The 17416-nt window shown below is 39.8% G+C and carries 19 protein-coding genes and 1 pseudogene; 17 read left to right on the top strand and 3 right to left on the bottom strand.

Annotation, left to right across the window (positions count from 1 at the left end):
- Positions 1-110: 110 nt before the first annotated feature.
- Positions 111-1694, bottom strand: a complete 1584-nt coding sequence (locus LMF89_RS18065) for an AsmA family protein (RefSeq protein WP_229536291.1) — start codon at positions 1692-1694, stop codon at positions 111-113.
- 603 nt (positions 1695-2297) lie between these two features.
- Between LMF89_RS18065 and LMF89_RS18060 the strand changes: the two genes are divergently transcribed.
- The 9 genes and pseudogenes from LMF89_RS18060 (at position 2298) to LMF89_RS18020 (ending at position 9926) form a co-directional block, all read left to right on the top strand.
- Positions 2298-2690: a hypothetical protein gene (locus LMF89_RS18060; protein WP_229536290.1), complete on the top strand. Its 393-nt coding sequence runs from the start codon at positions 2298-2300 to the stop codon at positions 2688-2690.
- Positions 2691-2704: 14 nt separating this feature from the next.
- The gene (locus LMF89_RS18055) at positions 2705-2941 is read left to right on the top strand and encodes a TonB family protein (RefSeq protein WP_229536289.1); all 237 of its coding nucleotides are present in this window, start codon (positions 2705-2707) and stop codon (positions 2939-2941) included.
- Between the two features lie 213 nt (positions 2942-3154).
- On the top strand, positions 3155-4342 hold the full coding sequence (locus LMF89_RS18050) for an FTR1 family iron permease (RefSeq protein ID WP_229536288.1): 1188 nt from the start codon (positions 3155-3157) through the stop codon (positions 4340-4342).
- On the top strand, positions 4339-4893 hold the full coding sequence (locus LMF89_RS18045) for an iron transporter (protein WP_229536287.1): 555 nt from the start codon (positions 4339-4341) through the stop codon (positions 4891-4893). The genes LMF89_RS18050 and LMF89_RS18045 overlap by 4 nt, the downstream gene beginning before the upstream one ends.
- Before the next feature lie 173 nt (positions 4894-5066).
- Positions 5067-6329: a Fe-S-containing protein gene (locus LMF89_RS18040; RefSeq protein WP_229536286.1), complete on the top strand. Its 1263-nt coding sequence runs from the start codon at positions 5067-5069 to the stop codon at positions 6327-6329.
- A 13-nt stretch (positions 6330-6342) separates the two neighbouring features.
- Positions 6343-7626, top strand: a complete 1284-nt coding sequence (locus tag LMF89_RS18035) for an ABC transporter permease (protein WP_229536285.1) — start codon at positions 6343-6345, stop codon at positions 7624-7626.
- Positions 7623-8760, top strand: a pseudogene (locus tag LMF89_RS18030) (ABC transporter permease). The gene LMF89_RS18035 and the pseudogene LMF89_RS18030 overlap by 4 nt, the downstream one beginning before the upstream one ends.
- Before the next feature lie 15 nt (positions 8761-8775).
- Entirely contained in the window at positions 8776-9465 is a 690-nt protein-coding gene (locus LMF89_RS18025; protein WP_229536284.1) for an ABC transporter ATP-binding protein, read from the top strand.
- Entirely contained in the window at positions 9462-9926 is a 465-nt protein-coding gene (locus LMF89_RS18020) for an FMN-binding protein (protein ID WP_229536283.1), read from the top strand. Before LMF89_RS18025 ends, LMF89_RS18020 begins: the two co-directional genes overlap by 4 nt.
- Positions 9927-10195: 269 nt before the next feature.
- On the opposite strand, the gene LMF89_RS18015 is transcribed toward LMF89_RS18020, so the two are convergent.
- A complete protein-coding gene (locus LMF89_RS18015; RefSeq protein WP_229536282.1) occupies positions 10196-10894 on the bottom strand; it encodes a LexA family protein in 699 nt (232 codons plus the stop codon).
- A 163-nt stretch (positions 10895-11057) separates the two neighbouring features.
- On the opposite strand from LMF89_RS18015, the gene LMF89_RS18010 reads away from it, so the two are divergent.
- A complete protein-coding gene (locus LMF89_RS18010; protein WP_229536281.1) occupies positions 11058-11441 on the top strand; it encodes a hypothetical protein in 384 nt (127 codons plus the stop codon).
- Positions 11344-12012, top strand: a complete 669-nt coding sequence (locus tag LMF89_RS18005; protein WP_229536280.1) for a DAK2 domain-containing protein — start codon at positions 11344-11346, stop codon at positions 12010-12012. Before LMF89_RS18010 ends, LMF89_RS18005 begins: the two co-directional genes overlap by 98 nt.
- Positions 12013-12251: 239 nt before the next feature.
- Here the strand turns inward: LMF89_RS18005 and LMF89_RS18000 are convergent, their stop codons facing one another.
- Positions 12252-12710 (bottom strand): hypothetical protein, encoded by a 459-nt coding sequence (locus tag LMF89_RS18000; RefSeq protein WP_229536279.1) that lies wholly within the window; start codon positions 12708-12710, stop codon positions 12252-12254.
- A 125-nt stretch (positions 12711-12835) separates the two neighbouring features.
- Here LMF89_RS18000 and LMF89_RS17995 point away from each other — a divergent pair, with 125 nt between their 5' ends.
- From LMF89_RS17995 to LMF89_RS17970, 6 genes are all read left to right on the top strand, one after another.
- Complete coding sequence (locus LMF89_RS17995; RefSeq protein ID WP_229536278.1) at positions 12836-13048, top strand: hypothetical protein; 213 nt, start codon at positions 12836-12838, stop codon at positions 13046-13048.
- Positions 13049-13227: 179 nt separating this feature from the next.
- Positions 13228-14211, top strand: coding sequence for a Gfo/Idh/MocA family protein (locus LMF89_RS17990; protein WP_229536277.1), 984 nt, complete (start codon positions 13228-13230; stop codon positions 14209-14211).
- A 198-nt stretch (positions 14212-14409) separates the two neighbouring features.
- A complete protein-coding gene (locus tag LMF89_RS17985) occupies positions 14410-14595 on the top strand; it encodes a 4Fe-4S binding protein (protein ID WP_007956848.1) in 186 nt (61 codons plus the stop codon).
- A 15-nt stretch (positions 14596-14610) separates the two neighbouring features.
- The gene (locus LMF89_RS17980) at positions 14611-15738 is read left to right on the top strand and encodes a 2-oxoacid:acceptor oxidoreductase subunit alpha (RefSeq protein WP_229536276.1); all 1128 of its coding nucleotides are present in this window, start codon (positions 14611-14613) and stop codon (positions 15736-15738) included.
- 19 nt (positions 15739-15757) lie between these two features.
- Positions 15758-16576, top strand: coding sequence for a 2-oxoacid:ferredoxin oxidoreductase subunit beta (locus tag LMF89_RS17975; protein ID WP_007956845.1), 819 nt, complete (start codon positions 15758-15760; stop codon positions 16574-16576).
- A 1-nt stretch (position 16577) separates the two neighbouring features.
- Positions 16578-17105, top strand: a complete 528-nt coding sequence (locus LMF89_RS17970) for a 2-oxoacid:acceptor oxidoreductase family protein (protein WP_229536275.1) — start codon at positions 16578-16580, stop codon at positions 17103-17105.
- Positions 17106-17416: the final 311 nt, after the last annotated feature.

The following is a 17416-nucleotide window of genomic DNA, read 5'->3' as shown; positions in this document are numbered from 1 at the left end:
AAAGGAGTGCACAAAAAATATATAATTAGATCCCCTTTGTGTCCTTTGCGTCTTTGTGGTTCAATTCGTTTTTATATGTTTTAAAGGACTCGCAGCATTTTTTCTTGAACTCAGCGTATTAGCTTTTCAAGGAGTTTATTAGTCACCGCTTGCTTTAGTTCTCCTTTGGAAACAGGAATATCGTGTTGTTTCAGCCTTTCTAGGGCTTCTTCGCTAAGTTGCTCGGGATAGATGGTTCCATAAGCAGTTTGAATGGCGATTCCGGAAATATCCGTAGTAGTTCCTTTCTTTACAAATAAGCCTGTCATCTTCTGGAAGGCAACCCCGTAAGTTTTGCCATCGTGGATGCTAAAGTTTCCTCTCGTGACAGCTGTCTCACCCTTACCGCTGACGTGACCGTTAAAAGCAAGGGGACCTTGAACGTCTTTATCTGTTAATTGTGAACTATTAAGACCTTGTCCGTTTACATCCAGTTCATAGCTCTGATCTTCTGTCATTACAGATCCGCTAGCTGCTAAATTTCCCTGATAGGCAGTGCCTTGGACCTGTTGCAGCAGTACTTTATTGTCAGTATAACGAAAGTTCCCTGTAACGCTGTTGACTGCCATACTACTGAAACTGATTTGGGGCACACTGAAATTACCTGTGATATGAGGCTGCGTAACTGGTCCGGCAATTTGCACTTGCAAGGCTAGCGGACGCATTGCAGTTAGTCCCGATACAAAAGCGGCGGGATCAGCATCAGGCAAAGTCAAAGAAAAATCAAGGTTGTCCGTACCATCAATCCAGGAAATAGTACCTTGACCTTGTGCTTGTTGACCAGAAATCAATAGGCTTACATCTTCGAAATGCAGTCCTGTTTCGTTACTGCTGAATTTTCCTTGTCCTTCCTGTATTCCCACTTTACCATTTAATTTCAGATCAGAAAAACTGCCTTCTGCTTGATAATGTAAAGTACCTTTGGTATCCTGCTTTACTGTAATCTGTAATGGCTGTATCGTGCCTGCTTCCAGAGAATAGGCTGTATTGGCAAAAAGTTCTTTAAATTTGAGTACATCGAGAGTATCAATTTGGATGTGAAAATCTCCGGGAAGATTTTCACCCCATTGTCCGTTTACATTCACTATGCTTTGATCTGCTTTACCTTTAAGAGAAATTGTCATCTCCGGGTTGTTTTGCCAGTCAATCGTACCTGTTGTATTTTCTAATAACTGAGAAAACAGGGGGGTTTCAATATGTATTTTTCCGTCTTCTAATTCGACTTTACTGCGAAAGGGAGTCGATTCATCTTGTTCTTTTTTGAGTAAGTCATCCCAGTTAAAATGATCATTGGACTGTTTGAGCCAAAGTTCTCCTCCTTCTAAAGTCACCGTTTCAATTTTGGGTAATCCGAGGCTGCCGCCAGTCAAATCAGACCAGCGATACTGCATTTTGATTACTGGAACCTGGGCTAAAAGTGCCCCCTGCTGATCATAGAGAGAGACATTCTGGATTTTAATGCGGCCAGACAATGATAAATCAACGCTTCCCACTGTCAGCTGTCCATTGATTTGCTGGCTGACTCGCTGAATAAGGGTGTCTTGTATATCCTGTCTAATTTTAACGGCAAATACTTGCCAAAGAACAAGCACTGTACAGACCATACTTAGTACAATGAATGTGATTCGCTTATGTGCTGTTATCCAATCTTTCATGTAAGCCCCCTTTCGGCGTTAATGGCTGCCTATTTAATAATAAATATCATAAAAATTTAATTCTTGTTTTTTTGCCAGAATCCTTTTTACTTTTTACTGAAAAAAGAGGATAAATAAGATATTTTGTAAAGGATGGAAAAGAAGAGACACTTTAAAACATGTAAGACAATGTGCTTACATGTAAGACGTTTGCGGACTAAAGGATAATGAAGAGGAGTGATTTATAAATGAATACGATCCTAGTTATTTCCTGAAAAAAAATAAGAATATTTAAAAGCAGCTAAATTAAAGAACAAAATAAAATCAAAAAAATAGTAGGAAGGTATTTACAATATGAAGAGAGTATCATAATATTTAAAGATAACGATTTTCATTTTCAATAGAATGAAAATCGAAATATTATATTGTGACAGTGGTGTTATAAATTAGGACAAAACTTGCCATTAAATGAATTTAATTATCAATTATCATTATTAAATTCATTTCTTACTTATTTTTACTTCTGAATGTAGAATATGGCTGGCATAAAATTGTTTTATTTTAAAAAAAGGGGCTCCGGCATGAGATGTATCATGACTAAACGGGAAGTGAGGTATAGATTCAATGATGTTTTATAAGAGTAGTTGGCATAAAGCAATTGCTTTATCTATTTTTTTACATATTTTTCTTTGGGTAACAACTGGTTATTTGGCCTTTCGAGAACAAGATGTTTCTCTTGTCGATGAAGAGGTGATGGAACTGAGTTTAATCGATGTTCCTGGTGATGATATAGCAAAGGCGGAACCACAGGTTGCAGCAGCACCGCCGATACCAGAGGTTCCGATTGAGCCCGACCCTCCTCCAGAACCTCTGCCGCCGGTCGTTGAGGATGATATAGCGGAAACGGTAGTAGAACCTATAAAGTTGCCAGAGACAAAAGAAGTGGCTGTTGTTTCACCTGATAAAGTAAATGCTGGCGGAAAAAAAATTGGCTTTGGGACCCCACAATCGTATTAGTAAAGGTTGATCCTGTGAATCCCCCAGAGATGAAAGAAGTCGGCCGTAAGGTTAATGTTGTGCTTCGGATGCAAATTTTAAAGAATGGATTACCAGGCAAAGTATCAATAGCAGTTCCGTCTGGATATAAAAGTATTAATGATGCAGCGATAGCAGCAGCTAAAAAATGGAAATTTGAACCTGCAAAAGATAATGAAGGCAGACCAATCGTTTGTCTTACCATATTAACGATTCCCTTTACTGTAGAGTAGTGACTTTACGAAAAAAATCCACATCTTGACAATAAACATATTTAGCAGTATTATTTCTAAGTGAGAATGATTATACATATCATTTTGAAGATATTCTCATATTATACATATGAAATATTTAGATTCTAACAAATGGTGGAATGTTTCATTACTACTAAATGATAATGGATTTTATTATCACCTAATAACAATGATATAGAAGGAGGTGAAAATATGCGTAAATGGTTACTTGTCGTTATTATGGCATTTATAGTAGTTAGTCAGGGGATGGTTTTTGCAGCACCTAAATGGGATAGTGTCGTTGACAAAATAGAAAAAACGCTGGATCAGTCTCTAGTTGTGTATAAAAGCGGAGACACAGCTGGGGCCAAGAAAATAGTAAATGATGCGTATTATGGGATGTATGAAAAAGATGGCTTGGAAAAGGCAGTAAACTCGACGGTTTCCGCTAAAAGGGCCAACTTGACTGAATACAAGTTTGGCACTATTAAAAAATTAATGACCAATCAAGCGCCCGAGGCAGACGTTAAAAAGCAGATTAAAGAGATCATAGGAATGATGCGTGAAGACGTTGCTAAAATGGACGGCGGTGGTAAACAAAGCAGTTCTATGGCAACTTTTTGGCCGACTTTTCTGATTATGGTTCGTGAAGGCGCGGAAGCGATTTTGGTTATTGGTGCTATTATTGCTTATCTGATTAAGTCTGGAAATGGTCAAAAGACACAGGTTATTTATAATTATTCTGGGGCCGCTATCGTAGCGAGTTTTTTAACGGCTATTTTATTCCGCTCTGTGATTAATCTCAGTGGTGCCAGCCAGGAAATTATGGAAGGTATAACTATGCTGGTAGCGGTGTTCGTTCTTTTGTCCGTTGGACATTGGATGAACAGCAAGTCAGATGAAAAATCATGGGGGAATTATATTGAAGGCAAGGTCCAAAATTCTCTGACTAAAAATAATACTTTTTCCTTGGGAATCGCTGCTTTTTTAGCCGTGTATCGTGAGGGTGCCGAAGTAGTATTGTTCTATCAGGCACTATTTAATGATGCCGGTGATGATATGCAAATGATTTGGCTGGGATTTGGTGCGGGGTGTCTCGCTTTAGTTGTGATTTTTGCAGTAGTTCGCTATGGCAGTCTGAAGCTTCCATTGAAACCTTTCTTTCAGGGAACTAGTATTTTAATGTTTATTTTAGCAATTAGTTTTGCTGGTGGCGGAGTGAAAGAGCTACAGGAAGGAGGTTTAGTCGGAGTTACGCTTCTAGAGGGGATGCCCATGTTTGATCTTTTGGGAATCTATCCGACAGTTGAAACTCTGTTGCCACAATTCTTTCTTGTATTAATGGTTCTTGGAAATAGCATCTATCAAAAAAGAAAAAAAATTAGGGAGGTTGTATCATGAATTTGAAAAAGTTTTTATCAATGACTTTTGTTACCTTAGCAGTGTTTGTATTATCAGTAGGACAATCTTTTGCAGTCGGGTTCCAGGAATATCCTGTCGGCGATGACATCGAAGTACCAGAAGCAGGGTTTAAAGTGGCTCTTGTCTATTTTCAACCGATAACAATGGAACCAGCAGGTATGGGATTGTCGCCAGATAAATCAGATATCCATCTGGAAACGGATATTGCTGCTATTGAAGGCAATAATACCGGTTTTGGTGTTGCTGAATGGATTCCTTACTTGACTGTACACTATAAATTAACGAAAAAAGGTACTGGTGAAGTGATTGAAGGTACTCTTATGCCGATGAATGCCAGTGATGGACCTCATTATGGCGCTAATATCAAGATGAAAGGCGCTGGTACATATGATGCAGCCTTTACGATTGAGAGCCCAGCTCGTCAAAATTACATGTTGCATGTTGATAAAGAAACAGGTGTAGAAGGTCATTTCTGGCAAAAACCAGTAGTTCTACATTGGGATTTCGATTATATCCCTAGAAGTTGGTAAAAAAAAGACTGGCGGTCCGGGATGATTTTCCCGGACCTTTTTATAGTTTAAGAATTTCATAATGTCATATCCTTGCACACAAAGAAAATATTCTAGGGTGTGCTTTGTCTCTTTATATGTAAGGCTATTGTTTTTTTAGTATAGTTAAAAAATTAAAGTGGAAGGAGAAAAATATGCTGCAAAGTATACTGCAAAACATGATACCGACCATGCAAAATTTAGCTATTGCTTTTATCCCTTTAGCGATATTGCTGCCTCTGGCCAGTAAGGATCAGTCGGGAGCTTTTAAGAAGTGGATCTGGCGCGGAATCAAATGGGGAATCCTGGGGGCTGCTTTTATTGCGACTGTAAAGTTAGGTACAAAAGCCGTGAAGCGGGAAGTGTATGAAGGTTTGGTTCTTGTATTGGGGCAGATTGGCGAAATGTCACTGCTGGGATTTCTGTGGTGGAATGTCAGGCAGGGGGTTTCTCTTGATAAGTATAAACTAGCAGGTGGTGCGTCTTGTATTGTTGCTGCTGCCCTGCTGCTGTATCATGGATTGGATTTTATTCTTTTTCCAATTGAGATGATTACCTTTACCAATGAGATAATCAGCCTAGAGTTTCTCATGAAAATGATTGGATTTTTGTTAGGGGGGCTTTTGACCTGGTTGACTGGACTGGCAATTATCCGGGCTGCGAGTCTTTTGTCGACCCAAAGGATCATTGCTATTCTTGCGGCGCAACTTTTGGTAGTTATGGCAAAGCAAGCTCTTATTGTAGTGCAGATAATGGCCGTAAGAAAGATTTTCTTAACCACGAAGCAAATGACACCGATTATAGGGCCGTTGATTAATCATCAAGTTTGGTTCTTATACGCACTGTTTGCAGTTACATTGCTTTTGCCAGTGGTGTTGATGTTGCAGAGCAAGCCGGAAAAGCCTATAGGCCTTAATCCTGCTCAATATAGAAAAATACTAATGCAGACTCGCAAGAAAATGCGCTGGAGCGGAGCATTGGCTTTAGGTGTATGTGCTATGTTTCTGGTTTCAACCGTTGGTATGGTATATGCCGATGAAAAAGTCGAAATTGTTCCAGCTGTAGCGGTAGTCGCCGAAGGAGAGCAAGTTCGCATTCCTTTGGAAAAAGTTGATGATGGTCATTTACATCGCTTTTCTTATCGCTCATCAACAGGTGAAACCGTACGGTTTATCGTGATTAAAAAAAGTGGTTCTGCTTACGGTGTTGGATTGGATGCTTGTGAGATTTGCGGACCAACTGGTTATTTTGAGCGGGATAATCAAGTGGTTTGCATGCTGTGTGATGTTGTAATGAATACAGCAACCATTGGTTTTAAAGGTGGATGTAATCCGATTCCGCTGGAATACAAAGTAGATCAGGGTAAAATGATCGTACCTGCCCAGGCGTTAGAGCAAGAAAAGAATCGATTTAAGTAAAGGAGGATACGAGATGTTTTGGGAGATGCTGAAAGGAGCTCTTGTTAGACAGAGCCGGAAAATGTTTATGGTAGCCATTACCATTGCATTGGGTGTTTCGTTGACAACAGCCATGCTGAATGTGATGCTTGATGTAGGCGATAAGGTAAATCGGGAACTGAAAGCGTATGGAGCAAACATTACAGTGATTCCTCGGGCGGCATCAGTATTACGAGATGTTTATGGAATAGAAGCCAGTTCTGGAAAGACAGGGCAGTATTTGCAGGAAGCTGATGTTGGTAAGTTAAAAACTATTTTTTGGGCTAATAATATTGTTGCATTTTCTCCTTTACTAGAAACGAAGGCTACTGTCGGTTCAGATGATATAACCGTAGTAGGAACCTGGTTTAACCGACAATTAGAGCTGCCTACAGGTGAAGTTGTAGAAACAGGAATCAAAGAACTAAAATCCTGGTGGACAGTTGAGGGAAATTGGATCAATGATACTGACATTAAGGGAGCAATGGTTGGTTCTACATTAGCGCGGAAATTAAATCTTCATATTGGTGATTCGGTGGAGATTGCCTTGCCTGGAGGTACCCAGCGAGAAGCTCTAACTGTGCAGGGTATTTTTAATAGCGGTGGTGCTGAAGATGATCAAATCTTTGTAACCCTGCCTTTTGTCCAACAAGGACTAAATCTTCCAGGCAAAATTGGTAAAATAGAAGTAAGTGCTATAACAACACCAGAAAATGAATTAGCACGCAAAGCAGCTCATGATCCAAAAAGTCTTTCCCTAAAAGAATGGGAAACCTGGTATTGTACAGCTTATGTAAGTTCAATTGCTTATCAAATCGAAGAAGCTGTCGGTGATTCCCGTGCCAAGCCAGTTCGGCAAGTTGCTGAATCAGAGGGGACGATTCTGCAAAAGACCCAGCTGTTAATGCTCTTGATCACAGGACTCAGCTTAGCTGGATCAGCTCTTGGCATTTCGAATCTTTTAATGGCTAATATTATGGAACGCAGTCGGGAGTTTGGTTTGCTTAAAGCACTTGGTGCAACAGATCGAGATGTTTTACTGCTGACTCTCACGGAAATTATGACGACGGGTTTAGTTGGTGGTATTGCAGGCTATTTTTTAGGCCTGGGATTTGCCCAAATTATTGGTCACAATGTTTTTGGTACAGCCGTTGCAATTAATGGGATGGTCATTCCTTGGGTCATTATTTCAGTAATTCTAATTACTTTGGTCGGTAGCCTTCCGGCTATGCGAATGCTTTTATCGCTGCGTCCGGCAGCAGTACTTCATGGCAGGTGATAAAGATGACAAAATATTCAATGTACACGAAGATGATCTGGAATGCCTTGCTTCGCCGCAGGTCTCGCATGTTGATTGCATTATTGGCTGTGGCGATTGGCGCGACTGTTGTATCAGGGCTTGTTACCATTTATTATGATGTTCCTAGGCAAATGGGCAGGGAATTTCGCTCTTATGGTGCTAATTTATTGTTAACACCAGCTGGTGATCAACAGGTGATGACGCAAAACCTGGTTGCCAATACGACTACGCTTTTGCCGTCAGATAAGCTAATTGGCATTGCCGCGTATTTGTATGACCGTATTAAGCTAAATGAACAGCCCTTTCTAGTTGCAGGTACGCACTTCCAGGCTGTAAAGAAAGTAAGCCCTTATTGGCAGATCCGTGGTGAGTGGCCAGCGGATCAGTCTGAGGATATCGTTATTGGTGCTGAAGTGGCAGAACGATTAGAAATTGAACCAGGACAGCAAGTGACTTTGGCGGTAGCTGGTAACGAAACTGAAAAAAAGGAAAGTTGCTGGTATTCTTCGGACAGGGGGTTCGGAAGAAAACTTTATTTTTCTTGATCTGTCTTTGCTCCAACAGATGTTGAAGAAGGAAGGTGTGATTAGTATTGCTCAGGTCAGCATTACAGCTAATGAGGCAGAACTAAACACATTAACACAACAAATTGGAGAGCAAGTTCCTGGTTTAACGCCGCGTTTAGTGAAACAGGTGACCCAGTCGGAGCAAACGGTTCTTGGAAAGCTGCAAGCCCTGGTTTATTTAGTCACTATTGTAGTATTGCTGCTTACTTTAATTTGTGTAGCTACAACGATGATGGCAGTTGTTACAGAGCGACGTAAAGAGATTGGTTTAAAGAAAGCGTTGGGCGCGGAAAATCGCAGCATTATATTTGAGTTTTTAGGGGAAGGTTTGGCATTAGGAGCCTTAGGTGGCCTGCTGGGGACGGTTTTAGGCTTCTTTTTTGCTCAAGCGGTAAGTGTCAACGTTTTTGGCAGGATGATTTCATTTCAGCCCTTGATTGCGCTATTGGCATTGGTTGTTTCTATAGCAGTTACTGGCTTAGCATGCCTAATCCCAGTAAAAATTGCAACGGAAGTTGAACCAGCGATTGTACTCAGAGGCGAGTAGAGGAGGTTAATGGATATGAGTTTACTAGAATTGCATGATGTCTCGATGATTTACGGGAGTGTAAAAGCCCTTCAAGGGATTGATTTAACAGTAGAAAAGGGCGAATGGCTGGCACTGATGGGCCCATCCGGGTCTGGTAAGACGACCCTAATGAACATAATCGGTTGTATGGATAAAGCGTCCACGGGATCAATTGTTTTAGACGGTGTAGATTTCACCGATGTTACTGCAGGGAACCTGACGATGCTCAGGCGAGATAAAATCGGACTGGTATTTCAGCAGTTTCATCTGATTCCTTATTTAACAGCAGTAGAAAATCTGATGGTAGCTCAATATTATCATAGTATGCCTGATGAACAAGAAGCGTTAGAGGCTTTAGAGAGAGTCGGACTCAAAGAGAGGGCCCGTCATTTGCCTAGCCAGCTTTCTGGCGGCGAACAACAGCGAGTGTGTATTGCTCGCGCTCTAATTAACTATCCTATGTTGATTTTAGCTGATGAACCAACAGGCAATTTGGATGAAACCAATGCCAAAATTGTATTAGAATTCTTTCAGCAGCTTCATCGTGAAGGGCACACCATTATTATGGTTACCCATGATCCGAAAGTTGCCGAGCTGGCTGAACGATGCATCGTCTTGGAGCATGGTCGCATAGCCAATCGGAAAGACCGTAGAATTGTCTGCAGGGAGGAAGAAGTCTCATGAGAAGAGGGGTATCCATGGCGGCAGCAGGTGTCTTAATCGGGCTTCTCCTTGCTGGCTGCAGTAGTCAAAAAGCAAATAATGTTCATAGTGACAGTAGCCATAGTGAGCATAGCCACAGTTATAAGGATGGCACATATACAGCTAAAAGCAGCCCTGATGAACGGGGAGCAGTAGGCGAAATAACCCTTACCATTCAACAGGGGAAAATCGCTAAGGCAGACTATCGAGGAATTCAAAAAGATGGTAAGGTCAAGGATATAGATTATGGAAAGACGAGTGGGAAAATAGAAAATCCCGAATTCTATCAGAAAGCGCAGCAAGGGGTAAAAGGTGCAGCTGCCTATGGACCCAAGCTGATAGAAACGCAAAATGTGGATCGTGTAGATTCTATTTCAGGAGCAACCGTTTCTCATAAGCAATTTACTGAAGCTGTAAAATCAGCATTAGATCAGGCAAAATAGTCATTCTTCTTTTCAAAAAAATAAGCGAAGGAAATCGTAAAATCGACTTCCTTCGCTTATTCTTTACTATTTATAGAATTTTAAGTTTTGTAAGTGAAAAAACTTAAGAATTTATGAACCACAAAGGCACAATGCCGCTATTGCGGCTCACAAAGGAGAACCCGAGTAATAGAAATAGAATCCCTTTGTGTCCTTTGCGTCTTTGTGGTTGGATCCGTTCTATCTCTCTCTTTTCTCTGTATTCTCGACCTCTGTGGTTCGTTTATGTTTTAATAATTCCTAAATGTCTTTTTCAAGATGCCAAAAATGTTAACGAATTTGGCAGGGACTTTTTTTCGGGGATATTTGTTATTGGCAGGCACTAGTTCGACAAATTCATCATCAATGACATAGACGTATTTTAGCGTCGCATACAAATCAGGTGTATTTCCTGAAATTCCAACTGCACAAATCTGTCCATGATCAAAGGTACGTTGTTTTTTTATGAGTGCTAAGTCTCCATCAAAAATTTTGGCACCTTCCATGCTGTCGCCTTCTACACGTAAGATAAAAAAGTTATGAGGCTCACTATTTAGCCATTTACTTGGCAGATCTTCGTAATATTCAATGGACTCACGAGCTATGCAAGGTGCACCCGCAGGTATATGTCCGAGAACTGGAACGGCGTAAGTGGATGCTACTTCTACTGCATTTAGGGGTAAGGCGGTATCATTATCTATATTACAATGAGCAGGAAGATAGCCTGCTTGCATCATTATATCCTCGAAAGAACAATTGAGAAGTGGCGCTAATTTTCCTAAAGTTTGTGGGCTTGCTTTTTGTTCTCCCGACTCCATTCTTGATATCGTAGTATTGCTTACGCCTGAAAAGATCGAAAGCTGCCGTTGACTTTTAAAACCACTATCTTCTCTCATTTTTGAAAACCATAAGCCAAAATTCTTTAATTGTGTATTCGTTTTATCCATCATCGTAAGCACCTCTTGTTTAGTATAAACTTTTTTGTTTCGTATACGCAATAAAAAAGACGTTGCGGCAACGAAATATTTCTTTAAAAAGTTATTGCGCAAGCGATGAGGTAATGATAAGATGGTGTTGCGACTACGATACAAACAAATGAAGGAGGTGTAAACTTTGACGCGAAGAAAAGAATTAACCGTAAAACTCAATATAAAGGCATTTGAGGAGAATCAGAAAAAATATAACCTCAATGAAGAAGGAAAATGTGCCGAATGCATGGAGATTAGTCCATCTCAGCTTTGGAAGGTGAAAACGGGTATTCATGACCCAGGCAAGGATTTTATTGCAGGTGCATTAAAAGCGTTTCCTAATACTTCTTTTGATGAATTATTTTCTTTACCTGGAGTGTCGCGTCAGCGAGATGAATTCAAGATAAAGCGATATAGGAGGTGGTGCAGATTTGATTGTTTCGTTAACGACAGAAGAAACCAGGCAGATGTTTCTTTATCTTTCAAAGCAAATCATTGCAAATCAGTCATTGTTAATAGAGTTAGATAAAAAGGTTGGCGGCAAAGCCCATGGAGGGGAGATCACAAAAGGTTTTAGTGCTATAATAGATACTCTCTCACAGCAAAGACCGTTTGATATTAATGATATTTTTAAGGATAGTGGAATAGCAATGCTTAGTTCTACCAAAGGCTTCTCAGGTATTATTTTTGGTACTTTATTTTTGGGTGGAGTAAGTGGAATGCCTATTATTGATGAACTACATGTAAAACAATTGTCTGCTATATTTGATAAAGCATCACAGATCCTTAAAGCATGGGGAGCAGACCATATAGATGGTAAAATCATGATTCATACATTTGAATCAGCTATCATTGCTTTTAGTCACAGTGCCAAGGAAGGAGATACTCTTCTTCAGGCTTTGCAGGTAGGTGAGATTAGTGCTAAAGAGGCTTTGGAGCACTTGAAGCATTATCAAACTAGTTTTGATCCTGCTATATACATAAGTGAAAAAGTAGTATCCTATTATGATCCTGGTGCTGCAATTATTTGGCTTATTTTAAAATCCATGCGTGAATGGGTTGCATCATTAGAAAATGTGAGGTCGACCATGAATGCTTAGCTCCAAGGTAAAGAAAGGAATTATGAGATGATGTTTGTTTGTTAGACTCTCTACTTTGAATCCGTAGAGAGTTTTTTCTTTTCATTTAATAAGGATACCTTGGCAAAAGGAGTGCTGGTGCGGTATAGTAAAAAATAAGCATAAAGTTAGCGGATAGGAACAGAATTGCTAAGAAAGTAAAGAGGTCATCCCAAAGGTTAGAAGCTTTTTGGATGACTTTTTACAATGTTCAATACGATTTATTGGACTGTTACCCAAAGTTCACTGGCCCGAGCTGTTTCTGTGGTGTTTGGAATAATGGTAAGTTTGCCTTTACCTGGACCGATGGCTGTAAATATGGCTTTACCAGTGTCTGGGCCACCCGTTTCTTGTTTTAGTATATCGCCGAAGAAGTATTCACCTGAGGAGGTGAAGCGTGTGTTCTGGGTAAGACCTGGCGCCGGTTCAAGGATTAATTTTTGACCTACTTTTAACATCAGATTATTGGCAGATAACTGTACTTTTTCGTTATCACTGTAGTTATAGACCACTTTAATATCTTTCAGATCGTCTACTGGTTTGGTAGGAACGGTTGGAGTTGTTGGGGAGGGATTCGGATCAACAGGAGTAACTGGGTTAAGATTTGTGCATCCTCCCAGCAAAATAGCCGCTAATAGGAATAAGCCTATAGTAAGATTCGTCCATTTTCTATCTTGCATAATTTTCATAAGAACCTCCTATTGTCATTTGCAGTAGATTATGTAGATTATCTATAGATTTACCTAAAATGATGATAATATGCAAATTTTTTAACAGTATTTGATGTTTTAAGAAGGTCATTTGAATGGCAGCTATTATAATGATGTTAATAAACAATTGTTTAAAGTTTAATTTTAACTTCTATATTAAAATAGGCAGGGGATTAGAAATGGAGGAAGAATGTATATTTAATGTGGGTATAATAAAAAATTCTGCCTGCTTCTTTACCAACTTGGCACACGCCAAGTCTTTTCTTATAAATAGAGACAGTATAGGTGTTAAAGATGGAAAACGATGAGATTTTATGAACCACAAAGGCACAATGCCGCTGCTGCGGCACACAAAGGAGTGCACAAAAAAATATAAATAAAACCCTTTGCGTCTTAGTGGTTCAAAAAGTTTTATCTTTTTGACCGTGCAGTGTTTTTCTTATTATCATTCTTAGGTAGATATTCTTGTATCAGGAGGAGGATAATTATGGTTCGCTTTGGTGTAGTAGGTACGAGTCGGATTGTTGATGATTTTATTCGGTGTGCTAGACTGCATAGTGAATTTTCCTTAGATGCTGTTTATTCCAGAACGGAAGAGCAGGGGAGGCTTTTTGCAGAACGACATGGGGTGAAAAATCGGTTTACTAATTTACAGGAGATGGCCCAGAGCAATGAAATCGACGCAGTATACATAGCGAGTCCTAATTCTTTGCATGCCAAGCAAGCTGTACTATTTATGTCTCATGGCAAGCATGTGCTTTGTGAAAAACCCATTGCTTCTAATCGCAAGGAACTATCTATGATGGTAGAGTCTTCTCAGCAGCATCAGGTGCTATTGATGGAGGCGATGAAAAGTACTTTTTTGCCAAATTTTCAGGCTGTTAGGCAAAACCTTCATAAAATCGGTGCGGTGAGAAAATTCTTCTCAAACTTTTGTCAATATTCATCTAGATATGACGCCTATAAGACGGGAGAAATACCAAATGCCTTTAATCCTCTATTATCTAATGGTTCGATCATGGATATTGGCGTTTACTGTATCTATCCTGCTATCTATCTTTTCGGCAAACCAGAGAAGGTGATAGCGAATGGGATTATGTTAGACTCTGGCGTTGATGGTGCAGGCAGTATTGTTCTTCGCTATCCTGATAAGGAAGTTATCATATCTCATTCGAAGATTACCAATTCCCAAGTCAGCAATGAAATACAGGGAGAAGAAGGCATAATTGTAATTGATAAAATATCAACACCGAAAGTGGTAAAAATCTTTTATAACAATGGTTCAAGTGAGGATATTGGGCAAGAACAATGTAATGATTTTATGTATTATGAGGTAGATGAGTTTATTCATTTAATAAACAATCATAAAATAGAATCAAATATTAATTCCTTGCAGCTATCCTTAGATGTAATGGAAGTTATAGATGATTGCAGAAAGCAAATCGGTCTTATCTTTCCAGCAGATGTGTAAAAATATAGGCGCGACTAAATACAATATCATTGTTGTTTGGCAAAAATGACGAATTTCTACAAAGACATTGGTTTTTGACTCATGTCTTGCCTTTACAGTTTTACATATTTCATATATATTATGTCTTATACCCTTGTAATGGGACGCAATTATCTAAGTATCTAAGTATAATATAAGAGAATGATGGAGGTGAAAGGTATGGCTATAAAAACCATAGGAAAGCATTGTAAAGGCTGTGGAGTTTGTGTAACTTTCTGTCCTAAGCAAGTATTAGGGTTAGATGCTCTAGGAAAGATTACAGTTGTAGATGAAACAAAATGTATTACCTGTAAACAATGTGAAATGCGTTGTCCTGATTATGCAATATTTGTAGAAAAAAAATAGGGGAGTGATTTATAAGTGGCAAAGGTACTGCTCTTGCAAGGAAATCAAGCTTGTGCTGAAGGTGCGATCGCTGCGGGTGTTACGTTTTTCGCAGGTTATCCGATTACACCATCAACGGAAATTGCTGAGATAATGGCAAAACGCCTGCCAGAAGTTGGTGGCAAATTTATTCAAATGGAAGATGAGATTGCAGGCATTGGAGCGATTGTTGGTGCTTCTCTGACTGGTAAAAAAGTGTTGACTGCTACAAGTGGTCCTGGTTTTTCTTTAAAACAAGAATTTATTGGATATGCAACGATTGCAGAAGTTCCGATTGTAATCGCCAACGTACAGCGGGTAGGTCCGAGTACTGGACAACCGACAGCTCCTGCCCAAGGAGATATGATGCAGGCAAGATGGGGAACCCACGGTGATCACCCTGTTATTGCCTTGACTCCAGCAAGTGTGCCAGAGTGCTTTACTCTGACCATTAAGGCTTATGAACTATCAGAAAAATATCGCATGCCTGTTCTATTAATGCTAGATGAAATCATTGGACATATGCGTGAAAAAATAGAGATTCCTGATTATGATACCATTGAAAAACCTGTCCGCAAGGGGCCAAGAGTAAGACCTAGTGAGTTTAAAGCCTATGAGCCGGATAGTGATGGTGTACCTCCTATGGCTGATTTCGGTACAGGCTATCGCTATCATGTAACGGGCTTAGTACATGATGAAACAGGTTTCCCGAATGGGTCCCCTGCAGCCACAGAAAAACTCCTTAAAAGGCTGCATGAGAAGGTAGAACGTGATATTGATAAAATCACTATGTATGAAGAATATAAACTGGATGATGCTGAAATTGCGATTGTGACCTATGGGGGAACTGCGCGTTCTGCATATGCAGCGATTGATATGGCTCGTGAAGAAGGTATTAAGGTTGGCATGTTCCGCCTAATTTCCGTATGGCCTTTCCCTGAGAAAGAGATTGCCCAATTGGCCCTAAAAGTGAAAGTGATTGTTGTTCCTGAGCTTAACTACGGTCAAATGGTGGGTGAAGTCAAAAAAGCTGCGGAAGGCAAAGTGCCAGTAAAACCAATGTCTAAATATGATTCTGAGCCAATTTCACCAAAAGAATTATTAGCATTTGTGAAAAATCTTTAATTTAGGGAGGTAAAATAGATTGGAAAAATTAATTGAAAAATACTATCGCCCTCGCTTGCCGCATATTTGGTGTCCGGGCTGTGGTAATGGTATTGTTACCAGTTCTATTATAAAAGCGATTGATAAACTAGGACTTGACCAGGATAAAACCGTAATTGTATCCGGTATCGGCTGTTCTTCAAGAGCATCAGGTTATTTAAATTTTGATACGGTTCATTCGCTGCATGGTCGTGCTTTGCCTGTGGCTACGGGTATTAAACTGGCTGACCCTGAACTAAATGTAATTGTTATTACTGGTGATGGAGACGGCACTGCCATTGGCGGCAATCATTTCATTCATACTGCTCGCCGTAACATTAATTTAACGGTTATTTTATTCAATAACAACATTTATGGCATGACAGGCGGTCAATATTCACCACTGACGCCAACGGATAGTAAAGCAACAACTGCACCTTATGGCACCTTAGAACGTGCTTTTGATATAGCAGAATTAGCAAAAGCTGCTGGCGCTACATACGTAGCTCGGGGTACGGCTTTTCATGCCAATATGCTAGTGGACGTGATTGCCAAGGGTATTAGTCATGATGGATTTTCTTTGATCGAGGCCGTGACCCAATGTCCGATTTATTTCGGTCGTCAAAACAAAAAAGGTGATGCATCTGCGATGCTTAAAACCCAGCGTGACAATGCGGTTACTGTAGAAGCAGCTAAAAAATTAAGTCCGGAACAACTGGAAGGAAAATTCAAAATCGGTGTACTGCATCAAAGTGAGGCACCGGAATATACAAAACAATATCAAGCAATTATTGATAGAGCACAGAAAGGAGCTAAATAATATGATTGAAATGCGTTTATCTGGCTCTGGCGGACAGGGATTAATTTTGGCAGGTATTATTTTGGCAGAAGCAGCATTACTTGATGGCAAGATGGCCATTCAGTCTCAGTCTTATGGACCAGAGGCAAGAGGTGGTGCTAGTAAATCAGAAGTTATTATTTCGGAAAAAGCAATCCACTATCCAAAAGTAACCAACCCTAATCTTGTTTTGGCAATGACCCAAGAAGCGGTGGATAAGTACTCAAAGGATTTACCTGCTGATGGCATATTGATGATTGATACAACCTTTGTTAAAAAAGTACCAGATCATTTAAAAAATGTATATCATCTTCCCATTACGGAAAAAGTGACAGCAGAACTTGGAAAGGCATTATTTGCAAATATTGTTGCTTTAGGGGCGATTGTAGCCACAACAAAAGCAGTGAGTGTTGAATCCATTACAACAGCGATTCTTCACAGAGTTCCAAAGGGAACAGAAGACATTAATAAACGTGCTCTTGAACTTGGCATAGCGTTAGTTGCTAAATAAAGAGAGGTTAGTTTCATGCAAAAGGAAGCAGCATCTTTTAGAGGCTGCTTCCTTTTATAGTTTTATTGATAAATAGAATATATAGTGTTACAGCGTTTTCTTATTATTTTTAATTATAGAAATTATAAGTTTTATAGGTGAGAAAATATAAGACATTATGAACCACAAAGGCACAATGCCGCTGATGCGGCACACAAAGGAGTACACAAAATAAGTTGTAAATAGAACCCTTTGTGTCCTTTGCGTCTTTGTGGTTCCGGTCTAACCCCCTATTTTTAGACATGAGCCTTAACATATCTCATTCAATCGCA

Origin of the sequence: Pelosinus baikalensis (assembly GCF_020819555.1) — a bacterium.
Lineage (GTDB): Bacteria > Bacillota > Negativicutes > DSM-13327 > DSM-13327 > Pelosinus > Pelosinus baikalensis.
This window is presented reverse-complemented; position numbering and strand designations above follow the sequence as displayed.

Coding starts and splice junctions, on each gene's coding strand:
- LMF89_RS18065 (WP_229536291.1), bottom strand. CDS start 1,694: ATGAAAGATTGGATAACAGCACATAAGCGAATCACATTCATTGTACTA.
- LMF89_RS18060 (WP_229536290.1), top strand. CDS start 2,298: ATGATGTTTTATAAGAGTAGTTGGCATAAAGCAATTGCTTTATCTATT.
- LMF89_RS18050 (WP_229536288.1), top strand. CDS start 3,155: ATGCGTAAATGGTTACTTGTCGTTATTATGGCATTTATAGTAGTTAGT.
- LMF89_RS18045 (WP_229536287.1), top strand. CDS start 4,339: ATGAATTTGAAAAAGTTTTTATCAATGACTTTTGTTACCTTAGCAGTG.
- LMF89_RS18040 (WP_229536286.1), top strand. CDS start 5,067: ATGCTGCAAAGTATACTGCAAAACATGATACCGACCATGCAAAATTTA.
- LMF89_RS18035 (WP_229536285.1), top strand. CDS start 6,343: ATGTTTTGGGAGATGCTGAAAGGAGCTCTTGTTAGACAGAGCCGGAAA.
- LMF89_RS18025 (WP_229536284.1), top strand. CDS start 8,776: ATGAGTTTACTAGAATTGCATGATGTCTCGATGATTTACGGGAGTGTA.
- LMF89_RS18020 (WP_229536283.1), top strand. CDS start 9,462: ATGAGAAGAGGGGTATCCATGGCGGCAGCAGGTGTCTTAATCGGGCTT.
- LMF89_RS18015 (WP_229536282.1), bottom strand. CDS start 10,894: ATGATGGATAAAACGAATACACAATTAAAGAATTTTGGCTTATGGTTT.
- LMF89_RS18000 (WP_229536279.1), bottom strand. CDS start 12,710: ATGCAAGATAGAAAATGGACGAATCTTACTATAGGCTTATTCCTATTA.
- LMF89_RS17995 (WP_229536278.1), top strand. CDS start 12,836: ATGGCAGCTATTATAATGATGTTAATAAACAATTGTTTAAAGTTTAAT.
- LMF89_RS17990 (WP_229536277.1), top strand. CDS start 13,228: ATGGTTCGCTTTGGTGTAGTAGGTACGAGTCGGATTGTTGATGATTTT.
- LMF89_RS17985 (WP_007956848.1), top strand. CDS start 14,410: ATGGCTATAAAAACCATAGGAAAGCATTGTAAAGGCTGTGGAGTTTGT.
- LMF89_RS17970 (WP_229536275.1), top strand. CDS start 16,578: ATGATTGAAATGCGTTTATCTGGCTCTGGCGGACAGGGATTAATTTTG.